Origin of the sequence: Nocardia sp. NPDC023852, assembly GCF_040639505.1 — a bacterium.
GTDB lineage: Bacteria > Actinomycetota > Actinomycetes > Mycobacteriales > Mycobacteriaceae > Nocardia.
In genome coordinates this window covers 849,315-861,352 of record NZ_JBFAAB010000001.1, presented here as the reverse complement: position 1 = coordinate 861,352, position 12,038 = coordinate 849,315, and the positions used below count along the sequence as shown (strand labels likewise).

Here is a 12,038-nt window from a genome sequence, read left to right as displayed (position 1 = left end):
CGTCCACGATCGGACGCTGGTTGGAACAGGTGCCCTGGTTGGAGCGGTTGAACTTCCGCATCCGATAAGACTTACGAGTACCGTCATCGGCCATCACGGTGACATAGTCGGCGGAAACCTCCTCCACCACACCAGCCTTCTCGTTCACCACGACATCACCCGCGTCCACCGCAGCACGCAACTCCATACCCGTGCCCACAATCGGCGCCTCGGAACGGATCAGCGGAACAGCCTGACGCTGCATATTCGCACCCATCAGAGCACGGTTGGCATCGTCATGCTCGAGAAACGGAATCATCGCCGTCGCCACCGACACCATCTGACGCGGCGACACATCCATATAGTCGACCTCGGATGCCGCGACGAGCTCGTTCTCCTCATTGCCTCGGCGGCACAGCACGCGATCCTCGAGGAAGTGGCCCTCCGCGTCGACCGGCGAGTTGGCCTGGGCGCGGACGTGCCGGTCCTCCTCGTCGGCGGTCAGGTAGCGGACCTCATCGGTCACCCGGCCGTCGACGACCTTGCGGTACGGGGTCTCGATGAAGCCGAACGGGTTGACCCGCGCGTACACCGACAGCGAACCGATCAGCCCGATGTTCGGGCCTTCCGGGGTCTCGATCGGGCACATACGGCCGTAGTGCGACGGGTGGACGTCACGGACTTCCAGACCGGCGCGCTCACGGGACAGACCACCCGGGCCCAGCGCCGACAGGCGGCGCTTGTGGGTCAGACCCGACAGTGGGTTGTTCTGGTCCATGAACTGCGACAGCTGCGAGGTTCCGAAGAACTCCTTGATCGCGGCGACGACCGGGCGAATGTTGATCAGGGTCTGCGGCGTGATCGCCTCGACGTCCTGAGTGGTCATCCGCTCGCGGACCACGCGCTCCATGCGGGACAGGCCGACCCGGATCTGGTTCTGAATCAACTCACCGACGGTGCGCAGGCGACGGTTGCCGAAATGGTCGATGTCGTCGACCTCGACCGGTACCTCCCGACCGCCGGGGGCGGTCATGGCACGGTCACCCGAGTGCAGGCGCACCAGGTACTCGATCGTGGTGACGATGTCTTCCTTGGTCAGCACCGAGCCGATGACCTGCTCACCGAGGTGGATGCCGAGCTTCTTGTTGATCTTGTAGCGACCGACGCGCGCCAAGTCGTAGCGCTTCTCCTTGAAGAACAGGTTCTCCAGCAGAGTTTGCGCGGACTCCTTGGTCGGCGGCTCGCCCGGACGCAGCTTGCGGTAGATGTCCAGCAGCGCCTCGTCCTGACCGGCGGTGTTGTCCTTCTCCAGGGTCGACATCATGATCTCGGAGAAGCCGAAACGTTCGGCGATCTCCTCGGTGCTCCAGCCGAGCGCCTTCAGCAGCACGGTGACCGGCTGGCGGCGCTTGCGGTCGATGCGTACACCCACGGTGTCGCGCTTGTCGACGTCGAACTCCAGCCACGCGCCGCGGCTCGGGATGACGCGCACGCTGTGCAGGTCCTTCTCCGTGCCCTTGTCGACAGAGTGGTCGAAGTAGACACCCGGCGAGCGCACCAGCTGTGAGACGACGACGCGCTCGGTGCCGTTGATGATGAACGTGCCCTTGTCGGTCATCATCGGGAAATCTCCCATGAAGACCGTCTGGCTCTTGATCTCACCGGTGTTGTTGTTGATGAACTCCGCGGTGACGAACAGCGGCGCCGCGTAGGTCATGTCCTTGTCTTTGCACTCATCGATCGAGGCTTTGACCTCTTCGAAGCGTGGGTCGGAGAAGGACAGGGACATAGAGCCTGAGAAGTCCTCGATCGGAGAAAGCTCCTCGAGCACCTCCTCGAGTCCGCCGACTAGGCCGACGTCACCGCGAGCGGCGGCACGCTCGCGCCAATCCGGCGAACCGATCAACCAGGCGAATGATTCCGTTTGTAGATCGAGAAGTCCGGGCACCTCCAAGGGTTCACGGATCTTCGCGAAAGACACCCGCAACGGGGCTCCGGGGATTCCGGCAACTGCCTTGGTCTGGGTGGAGACTGCCAAGATGCGTCCTTCCAGCACCTCACGCGCGTCGCGTGGTGGTCCGCGACCGTCGCTTGTCTGCTACGAATTCCGCTGGTTACAACCCGAACGAAACTCGAACAGGCACCAACGGAAGCAACACCGGAAGGGTGGAACTTACGTGTGCAAATCGAGGTATGGACAGGAGGCAGCCAGCGCAACGTCCAAACCTACACCCATCTACACGGAGGTGTCAAAGTACCACCCGTGCGAACGTCCGAGTGGCTGGCGCGCCGGGCCGAATTCGCTGGCTGCGTCCTGAGCCCGCGGTGCGCTGAAGCCACCGTGACAGCTGCCGCTGTTGTGAATAGCGTGACGGGTCGGGCGAAGCTCGTCAAGTGGCGGGACCGGCCGAGCCGCCTGCGAGATCGCCTGGCGCGCTGCGGTATCCCGGGGTATTGCCCTGGCGCTCACTGGTCGACGATGTCGCTGGCCAGCCAACGACCGTTCACCTTCTGCATGTGCAGGACGACCGGGCCCGCGACGCTCTGCTGAGCGACGCCATCCTTGGTGGCGCTCACCACCAGGTTGACCAGCAGCTCCGCCCGGTCTTCTGTGAGCAACGACACCGCAATCGGATCCGCCTTGGCGTCGGCGCTGGTCTGCGCCTGCTTGACCGCCGAGATTGTGGTGCCGGCGTACTTGTCCAGGTCCGCCAGCATCTTTCCGGTGAGCACCTGTGCGGCCATGCCGCGGTAACCGTCGATGTTCTTGACGTCATAGGCGTAAACCGTCCGCAACGCGTGGTCGGCGGCCGCCCGCACCTCCTGGGTGGCCTCGTTGTTCACGAACGCCTGGTTCGAGGTGTCCACGCCGGGCCGCTTCGCGGCGACCACCGCGAAGGCGCCGAGCAACACGGCGGCGATCAACAACCCCGTGACGAGGGCCCAGTGCGCGCGTCCCGGACCGCTGCCCGGCGATGGAGCGGCTGTCGGCACGACGACCTTGCGGAACCGCGACGGCGCGCCACCCCGCTCCGGGCGTTGTTCGGCACCCGACTTCCCGCGCGCGATAGTGGTGCGGGAAGCGCCCGCCGGTCGCGTCCTACCGCTGGGCGCAGGGCGCTCGGTACGTGCGGTGGCGGCACGCGACTGGTGTTCGGCGCCGGGGCGGCGCTTGGAGGTGACCCGATTGACCGGTCGGCGAGACGTCATGGGTTGTCCTCCTATGATCCCGGCTTCGGCGCGGCGGGCGGCTGGTCCGCGGGCGGCGCGGGCGACTGCTGGCCGGGCCCACCGTTCAACAGCACCGGCTGGCTGAGCGAGGAGATCTGCTCGGCCTTCCAGGTATCGCCCGTCTCGGCCACGTCGACACTCCAGGTGTAGCGGTACGCCGCGGGCGGCTTGTCCTTGCCTGTCTCCGTCACCTGCAGCACGACCAGCGCCGATGCCTTGTCCTGCTCGCTGTTGAGCGTGGTGAGTGCGGCGCCGAGCACCTTCGACGACATCCCGACACCGGTTTGCCGGGCCAGCTTCTCGGCCTGGTCCTTGTTCTTCGTGGCCGAGTCGAGCAACGCGCCGGTCATCGAGGATCTGGCCAGTGCGAGCGAGCCCGGCACATCGTCGAGGTTCATCGAAGTCATGTTCAGCGCGGCCTGACGGGCAGCGTCCAGCGCGGTGTCGCGGGCGTCGGCGCGCGGGCCGTCGGTCAACGCGGCGCGCACCCAGCCCGTGCCGAACCAGGCGGCAGCGATCAGGGCGACCACCAGGAGCACGGCCGAGCCGACGAGCGCGAACCTACCGAGCGCCGCCGAGCCGACGGAGCGCTTCGACACACTTTCCGACGCGCCGGAAGTGATCTTTTCTCCGTCGGAGACTTCCTCGACCGGCGAATCCGCAGCCACGCCCGCGGTGGCGGCGGTCGCATCCGCGGACGGCACCACGACTTCCGGCGCTTCCGGCTCCGCCGAATCGGCCTGCTCGGATAGATCCGCGGTCGCGCCTGTTGTTCGCTCGCTACGCTCACTCACGCGAGACACCCTAACGTCGTCGGTCCTGGTCACCGTTTCGGCGTGACCCCCAGCAGGGTGGCCATCTGCACGGCGATCGGATTCAGGTTCAGCTTCTCCGGATCGGTTTTGGGGTTGGAGTCCCACGGCTGCACAATGCTCGGGTCGGCGAGCGTGGCTCGCTCGCCACCGCGGACGGCAGTGGGGTTACCGAACGGCACAAGACATTTCGCGTCCTTGTTGAACGGAAATTCGTCGCGTGTGTCGTCGAAATCCGGGTTCTGTGCCTTCATCTGCTCGAGAATCCGCTGCGTACCCTCGTAGCCCACGGTACAGGCGGGCGGGTTGTTGGTCTCCAGCACCAAACCGAAGTGGCTGGTGCCATCGCCGGGCGCGGTAGAGGAAGCACCGATGGACAGTTGCGGAAGCATCTGCAGCAACGGCCGCAGCGCATAGAACTTCGGTGAGATGGTCTGCAGCAGCAGCCGCAGGTTGGCCAGGTCCTCGGTGAGCGTGCCGCCGCTCTCATCGATCAGCGCGCCGATCTGCTCGCCCGCGTCGGCTCCGGTGCCGATCAGCCTGCGCACGTCAGGGTCGCTGGAGCGAAGCTGGGCGGTGAGCTTGTCCAGACCATCGCTGAACTGGCGGATGGCATCGGACTGCTCGGCCTGGGTGCCCAGCGCGATCCTGCCGTCCCGGATCAGCTGGATCGTCTGCGGCAGGGTCTCGTTGAACGTCTCGGTGAACGTGTTGAGCGACTCGATCAGCACTTGCAGATCGCCGCCCTTGCCGTCGAACGCCGTGCCCAGTTCGCGGACGGTGGTGTTGAGTGCGTTCAGGTCCACCGAACGAGTGAACCCGTCCACGCTGGCGACCAGCTGCTCGACCGGCACGGGAGTCGTCGCCGAGGCGATCACCGAGTTGTCCCGCAGGTACGGGCCCGCATTGGAGTCGGGTTGCAGGTCGACGTACTGCTCACCGATCGCGGACCGATTGGCCACTACGGCTTTCGCCGAGTCGGGGATCTTCGGCGAGCTCGTGTCGATAACGAGATTCATCACCACGCCATCGTCGGTGAGCTCTAGTTCACCGACCCGGCCGACCGGGACGCCGCGGTAGGTCACCTCGGCGCCCTTGTAGATGCCACCGGTCTGCGCCGCCCGCACCTGCACCGTGTACTCACCGAAACCGAGCATGTGATCGAGCCGGATGTACTTCCCGCCGACGAACACCACGCCGACCACCGCGACGACCGCGAACGCGATCAGCTGCCACCGGACCAGACGTGTCATCGGGGACCACCCTCCGTTCCCTGTCCGATCCCCCCGCCGACCCCGAGTTGCTCGAGGATCGCCCCGACGGGGTTGGGCGGTACTCCGGGTGCGGGCGGCTGCGCCATGTTCGGCGGCAGTGGCAGGATCGACACCGTCGGCCAGCCCGGTCGCGGGCCGTTGCCGTTGTAGTACGGGTTGGTCGGGTTCACCGGCACCGGGGGACCGACCGGCGGGATATACACCGGATCCGGTTTGCCTACACCGAGATTGCTCAGCGTGACGCCGATCTGCTGATCCACCGACAGCCAGGTGTTGACCTGTCCGCCGAAGGTGGCCTCCAGTGAGGAGTCGGGGAACGGGTAGGTCGGCACCAGCGGCAACGCGGTCACCAGATCCGGAGCCGAACGGCCGAGTTCCTGCAGCGTCGGCCGCAGCGAGCTGAGGTCGCGAATCAGGTCGTCCTTCGAGGTGTTCAGCACGTCGAAGCCGACCTCTCCGAGCCGGTCCAGCTGAGCGAGCAATCCGACCAGCTGTGGACGCTGCTCCTCCAGGATCTTGATGCCGCGGGGCAGCTCGTCGAGAATCTTGCCGATTTGCGCGGTCTGCCCGCCGACCCTGCTGCTGAGCAGATCGAGACCGTCCAGTGCCCTCGTGATGTCGTCGACCTGCTTGTTCAGGCCGTCGATGAGGATGTTCGCCTGCTCGATCAGCGAGCGCACCCGGCCCTCCCGGCCGCCGAGGGTCTTGTTCAGCTCGGTGACGATCGGCTGCAGTTGCGCGACACCGCCACCGTTGAGCAGCAACGACAGCGCGCCGAGCACCTGCTCGATCTCGGTGGCGTGCCGGGTGTGGTCGACCGGGATCACCGAGCCGTTGCCGAGCTTCTTCGGATCCGGGTCCGCGGCGGGCTCGGACAGCTCGATGAACTTCTCGCCGAGCAGGTTGGACTGCCGGACCTCGGCGCGCGCGTTCGCGGGCAGGTCCACCGACGCGTTCACCACGGTGCGCACAACGGCGGTCCACTGGTCCTTGCCGATGGTGATCTCCTCGACCCGGCCGACCGGCACACCTTCGACCTTGACCGCGGACTGCGGCACCAGGTCGAGCACGTCGTCGAACTGGATGTCTATGTGGATCGGATGGTCACCGACGTCGGCGCCGCCGGGCAGCGGGATGCTGTAGATGCCGTCGGCGGCGCACGAGGTGACCAGCGCGGCGGACAGGCCGACCGCCAGCGCGGCGCCGACGCCGCGAGCGGCGGAACGGATTCGGGTGTTCATCGGATGCCTCCCTGCGACGGCGGAAGCCGATCCGACGGCGTGCCGGGCACCGTGCCGGGCACCGGGTCACGCTGCTGGTTCTCGCCGCTGAGGATGCCGAACGGCAGGATCAGCGTGGGAGTCTTCACCCCGGCGGTGATCTGGTCGGTGATCGCCTTGCAGTGGTCCAGGATCGGCCGCATCTGCCTGCCGAGCGCCTCGAACTTCGGATCGCCCGGCATCAACTTGGAAAGGTCGAGCATCTTGCATATCGCACCGAACGGGTCCTGCAGATCGGTGAAGTTGGCGCGCATGTCGAGGGTGCCCGATTCCGCGTTGTGCACATTGATCAGGTTGCTCAGCGCCAGCGGCAGCACCGGCAGCAAGGCGGCCACGTCGTTGCGCTGATCGGCCAGCGTCTTGGTCAGCGTGGTCAGTCCTTCGGCGTTGCTGGCCACCAGGTCCCGGTTGTCGTCGATGAATCTGGCCACGTCGCCGAGCGCGATCGACAACAGGTGCAGCGCGGCGCCGAGGTTTTCGCGTTCGTCGGCCAAGAATGTCGACAGGTCGGCGAGCTGGACGTTGAACTGCCGCACCTGCTGGTCGTTCTGGGCCAGCATGGTGACGAAGGACTGCAGGTTCTTGACCGTGTCGAAGATGTCCCCGCGCGCGTCGGACAGGTACCGCGCCGCACGGGACAACTGGGTGAGGCTGTTGGCCAGCGCTTCGCCGTTGCCTGCGAGGTTCGCCGCGCCGGTGCGCACCAGTTCATTCACCGCACCGTCGGCGTTGGCACCGTGGGGGCCCAACGCATCCGACAGCTCGGTGATGCTCTTGTACAGCTGGTCGACCTCGACCGGCGTGACCGTGCGGTCGCGCGGGATGGTCGCGTTCCGGTCCATCTTCGGCCCCCCCGTGTAGACCGGGGTCAGCTGGATGTAGCGGTCCGACACGATCGAGGGCGTGATCTGCGCGGCCCGCGCACCTGCGGGCACGTCGAAGTCGCGGTCCACACTCATGACGATCTTGACCTGATCGCCCTGCGGTTCCACCGAGTCGACCGAACCCACGGGCACACCGAGAATGCGCACGTCCGAGCCCTCGTAGATGCCGACCGAACGATCGAAGTAGGCGGTGATCTTGGTGGTGGTGAGCCGGTCGAACAGCCACCACAGCACGCCCGCCACCAGCACCGCAATGACCACTACCAGTGCGATGCCCACCTTGGCGCCGCGGCTGGAATGCTTGACCGCGCCGACGGGATCGTTACTCCAGTTGCCCGCCACGTCAGTTGCCTCCCAGGGTGCGGACCGGCGGACGGTCGCCGGGGATCTCCGGCAGCGCTGGCGGCACCAGGTTGACGATCACCGCGTCGAACCAGCGGCCGGTACCGAGCACGCTGGCGTAGAGACCGTAGAAGGGCGCCGCGAGTTCCAAGGTCTTGGAAATGTTCTGCTGGTTGTCGTTGAGCAAGTCGATGGAGGCGCGCAGGTTCTTCAGTGCGGGACCGATCTGCTCTTCGTTGTCGTGCACCAGCGCGCTCAGCTCCGCCGAGACGACCCTGGCGCCGGACAGCAGCTGCGCGATGGACTGCTGCCGGATATTCAGCTCGGCGAGCAGTTGACCGCCTGAGGCGAGCAGACGCTCGAACTCGGCATTGCGGTCGGCGAGCACCTGGGTGGTCTGTCTGGTCGCGGCGAACAGCTTCTTCAGCTCCTGGTCGCGCTTGGCCAGCGTCTCCGACAACCGGGCGACGCCGTCGATCGAGCCGCGGATCTCCGGCGGCGTGGTGTCGAACGCGTCGGACAGCACCCGCATGCTGGTGGCCAGCTGCGCGGTGTCGATCTGGTCGATGTTCCTCGCCGCGTCGGTGAACGCGTCCACCACGTCATATGGGGATACCGTGCGCGACAACGGGATCGGCTTGTTCGGATCGGCGGGCCCGGAGCCTCTCGGATCCAGCGCCAGGTACTTCTGCCCCAGCAGGGTCTTGATCTGGATGGACGCGGTGGTCTCATTACCGATCCAGGTGTCCTGAGTGCGGAAGTCCACGAGCACCCGGTCACCGGCGAGCCGGACATCGGAGACCGAGCCGACCTTGACGCCCGCGATGCGGACCTCGTTGCCCTTCTTGATGCCCGCCGCCTCGCTGAATTCGGCGGTGTACTTGGTGCCCGCGCCGATGATCGGCAGTCGGTCGAAGAAGAACGCCGACACCGTCACCAGGAGCACGATGGCAAGGCCGAGCACACCCATGAACGCGGGGCTGCGCTTGCCGAGCAGGATGCGGTCGTCCATCAGCGAGCCTCCCCATGGCAGCGCGGCGCGGCGTTGGTGTACAGCGGCTGATTGATCGTCGGCAGACCGGCAGGCAGGTTGAGCTGCGGCGCGTCGACCGCGCCCGGCCCGACGACGATGTCGATGCCGCACAGATAGAACTGGAACCAAGAGCCGTAGCTCGCGGCGCGGCCCAGCTTCTCCATCTTGAGCGGCAGATTCCGCAGCGCTTCGTTCACCTCGGCGCCGCGGTCGTCGAGCGTGCCGGTCAGCTGGCTCAGCCCGGCGATCGAGCCCTGTAGCGTCGGCCGGACCGGCACGAGCAGGTCGGCGGTGGCCGAGGTCAGGTTCGCGAGCGAAGTCACCGAGCGTCCGATCGTGTCGCGTTCCGCGGCGAGGCCGCTGATCAGCGCCTCGGTGTTCACGATCAGCTGGTCGAACTGGTCGTCGCGCTTGTTGACGGTGTCCAGCACGGCGGTCAGGTTGCGGGTCAGCTCGCCGATTACCGCATCCTTGTCCGCGATCTTGTTGGTCAGGTTCGCGGTGGTCGCGACCAGGTCGTGGATCGTGCCCTGCTCGCCCTGGAAGACCTGGATGATCTCGAAGGACAGCTTGTTCACGTCGTCGGCGGTCAGCGTGCGGAACAGTGGGCGGAAACCGTTGAACAGCGTGGTGAGGTTCAGCGCGGGCCTGGTGCGCTCCAACGGGATGGTCCCGCCTTTGTTCAGCTTGCGGCCCTGCTCACCGGTGCCCTGCTCCAGTGCGATGTAGCGCTGGCCGACCAGGTTGCGGTACTTGATAGTGGCCGTGGTCGTGGCGGGCAGCCAACTCCGGTCGGTGAGATCGAACTTCACCTCGGCCAAGCGCTTGTCCACGATCGAGACGTCGGTGACCTTGCCGACCCGCACGCCGGCGATCCGCACCTCGTCACCGGCATTGAGCGAGGTGACGTCGGTGAACCGAGCTTTGAAACCCGTTCCGCCGCCGCTGTAGTTGGCGATGGACAAACCGAGCATCGTGGTCGCGAACAGGGTCACGGCGATGAAGACGATCAGCTTGGTCAGCGGCCCACCCAGGCCGCGCAACTTCTGCTTCATCGAATACTCACCTCGCTTCCGCGGAACGCGGGCGCACCGGCCCTGGTTACCCAGCCCGGCACCTGATCTGGCGCGACCCCGTTGGCCGCACCGTAGATCGCGCCGAGCGACTGCTGCTCCATCGGCGAGCCGGCTGTCGTCGGCACCTTGCTCCCTGGGTAGACGCCGAACTGCGGCGGCTGCAGCTTGCCGCTTTCCTGGTCACCCGGGTTACGGCTGGGCACCGCGTAGGAGCCGTCGTTGTTCGGTCCTCCCGTGTACTGGCCGGGGTCGAGGCCAGTGGGCAGCTCGGGGATGCACCACGGGCCGCGGGGGTCCAGCCAGCGCGGCTCGTCCTGGTTGGGCAGGTATTTGCCGCGGGTATTGGTCAGCTCGATGCTCACTCTGGAGCCGGGCCGGTCGGTGCCCTTGCCGAAGACATCGTCGATGCGCGGCTTCATCTTCGCGAAGTTCGCCAGCGAGCAGGCATAGTTCGGCGAATAATAGGCCAACAGTTCCAGCGCGGGCCGGGAGTCTGCGGCCAAGTCGATGATGTTGTCGCGGTTGGCGGTCAGGAAGTCGGCGGTGCTCGACGAGGTCGGCGTCAACGTGGCGTAGAGCGCGTCGATGTCGGTGCGCCGCTGCACGATCGTCGCGTTGGTGGTTCTCAGGTTGTCCAGCGCCTCGATCAGCTGCGGTGCCGCGTCCGAGTAGGTAGCGGCTACCTGGGCGAAGCTGCGCAGGTCCTCCTGCAGGTCCGGCAGCACGCCGTTGACCTGGCGGAAGATGTTGTCCAGCTTGTCCACGCTCTCGCCGAGCACGAAACCTCGACCGGCCAGCGCCTGGGACAGCGCGCCCAGGGTGGCGGCGAGGTCCTCCGGCGGAATGGCTTGCAGCAGCGGGAGCAGATCGTCGAGCAGCTTGCTCAGCTCGATTGCGTTGCCACTGACATCCTGGTGCAGCGTCACACCATTGGTCAGGTGCTGTGCGCTTCGGTCCTCCGGAATGACCAGGTCCACGTAGCGCTCGCCGAACAGCGTCTTGGGTAGCAACCGCGCGGTCGCATCGGCCGGAATCTGTTGCGCCTTGTCCGGATCGATGGCCAGATTCAGCGTCACCTTCCCGCCCTCGGAACGGCTGGAGCGCACCTCTCCGACGCTGATGCCGCGTACCTTCACGTCCGCGTTCCGGGTCAGCGCGTTGCCGACGCTGTCAGTCACCAGGTCGACGTTCACGGTCTTGACGAATTGCTTGTTGTAAACCGCGATGGTCGTCCACAAGAACAGGCCGACCACAAGGAAGAACGTGATGCCCAGCACACGAATGCGCAGTGTCTCGGTGGAGCGCCAGGCCTGCACCCCCCGGCTCATCCGGCCACTCGCACCGTGGTCGTGGTTCCCCAGATCGCGAGGCTGAGAAAGAAGTCGAGCACGTTCACCAGCACGATGGCGGCGCGGACCGCGCGACCCACCGCGACGCCGACGCCCGCGGGGCCGCCGGTGGCATGGAAGCCGTAGTAGCAGTGCACCAAGATGATCACGAAGGCGAAGACCAGCACCTTGAGGAAGGAATAGAGCACATCCTCGGGCGGCAGGAACAGGCTGAAGTAGTGGTCATAGGATCCGCTGGATTGGCCGTTGAACCAGATGCTGACCATTCGGGACGCCAGGAACGTGCCGAGCAGTCCGACGACGTACAGCGGGATCACCGCAACGAATCCGGCGATCACGCGAGTGGTGACCAGGAACGGCACGCCGGGTACCGCCATCACCTCGAGTGCATCGATCTCCTCGGAGATGCGCATGGCACCCAGCTGCGCGGTGAAACCACATCCGACCGTCGCCGAGAGTGCGAGCGCCGCGACCAGCGGCGCGATCTCGCGGGTGTTGATGTAGGCGGTGAGAAAGCCGGTGAGCGCTGAGCTGCCGAGCGCGTCGAGGGCCTTGAAGCCCTGCAGGCCGACCACGACGCCGACCGAACCGGACATGAACACGATGACGCCGATGGTGCCGCCGATCACCGCGAGCGCGCCGGTGCCGAAAGTGACCTCGGCGAGCAGCCGCATGACCTCCTTGCGGTAGTGCACGGCGGTGCGCGGGATCCAGACGATGGCGCGCGAGTAGAACGACATCTGATCGCCCGCCCGATCGATGACGTTCAGTGGTGAGC

At 66.1% G+C, this 12,038-nt stretch carries 10 protein-coding genes; all 10 read right to left on the bottom strand.

Going from position 1 to position 12,038, the window contains the following annotated elements:
- On the bottom strand, positions 1-2,035 hold a 2,035-nt coding region (locus AB0H00_RS03995), incomplete at its 3' end, for a DNA-directed RNA polymerase subunit beta (RefSeq protein WP_357260281.1).
- Between the two features lie 410 nt (positions 2,036-2,445).
- The gene (locus AB0H00_RS03990; protein WP_357260279.1) at positions 2,446-3,189 is read right to left on the bottom strand and encodes a hypothetical protein; all 744 of its coding nucleotides are present in this window, start codon (positions 3,187-3,189) and stop codon (positions 2,446-2,448) included.
- A gap of 11 nt (positions 3,190-3,200) precedes the next feature.
- Positions 3,201-4,004 carry a hypothetical protein gene (locus tag AB0H00_RS03985; RefSeq protein WP_357260277.1) on the bottom strand — a complete coding sequence of 268 codons (804 nt, stop codon included), beginning with the start codon at positions 4,002-4,004 and terminating at the stop codon, positions 3,201-3,203.
- A gap of 29 nt (positions 4,005-4,033) precedes the next feature.
- On the bottom strand, positions 4,034-5,275 hold the full coding sequence (locus AB0H00_RS03980; protein WP_357260275.1) for an MCE family protein: 1,242 nt from the start codon (positions 5,273-5,275) through the stop codon (positions 4,034-4,036).
- Complete coding sequence (locus tag AB0H00_RS03975; protein WP_357260272.1) at positions 5,272-6,537, bottom strand: MCE family protein; 1,266 nt, start codon at positions 6,535-6,537, stop codon at positions 5,272-5,274. The genes AB0H00_RS03980 and AB0H00_RS03975 overlap by 4 nt, the downstream gene beginning before the upstream one ends.
- Complete coding sequence (locus tag AB0H00_RS03970) at positions 6,534-7,739, bottom strand: MCE family protein (RefSeq protein ID WP_357260481.1); 1,206 nt, start codon at positions 7,737-7,739, stop codon at positions 6,534-6,536. Before AB0H00_RS03970 ends, AB0H00_RS03975 begins: the two co-directional genes overlap by 4 nt.
- A 64-nt stretch (positions 7,740-7,803) precedes the next feature.
- A complete protein-coding gene (locus AB0H00_RS03965; protein ID WP_357260270.1) occupies positions 7,804-8,814 on the bottom strand; it encodes an MCE family protein in 1,011 nt (336 codons plus the stop codon).
- Positions 8,814-9,890, bottom strand: coding sequence for an MCE family protein (locus tag AB0H00_RS03960; protein ID WP_357260267.1), 1,077 nt, complete (start codon positions 9,888-9,890; stop codon positions 8,814-8,816). The genes AB0H00_RS03965 and AB0H00_RS03960 overlap by 1 nt, the downstream gene beginning before the upstream one ends.
- Entirely contained in the window at positions 9,887-11,239 is a 1,353-nt protein-coding gene (locus AB0H00_RS03955) for an MCE family protein (RefSeq protein ID WP_357260264.1), read from the bottom strand. The genes AB0H00_RS03960 and AB0H00_RS03955 overlap by 4 nt, the downstream gene beginning before the upstream one ends.
- The gene (locus AB0H00_RS03950) at positions 11,236-12,000 is read right to left on the bottom strand and encodes an ABC transporter permease (RefSeq protein WP_357260478.1); all 765 of its coding nucleotides are present in this window, start codon (positions 11,998-12,000) and stop codon (positions 11,236-11,238) included. The genes AB0H00_RS03955 and AB0H00_RS03950 overlap by 4 nt, the downstream gene beginning before the upstream one ends.
- Positions 12,001-12,038: the final 38 nt, after the last annotated feature.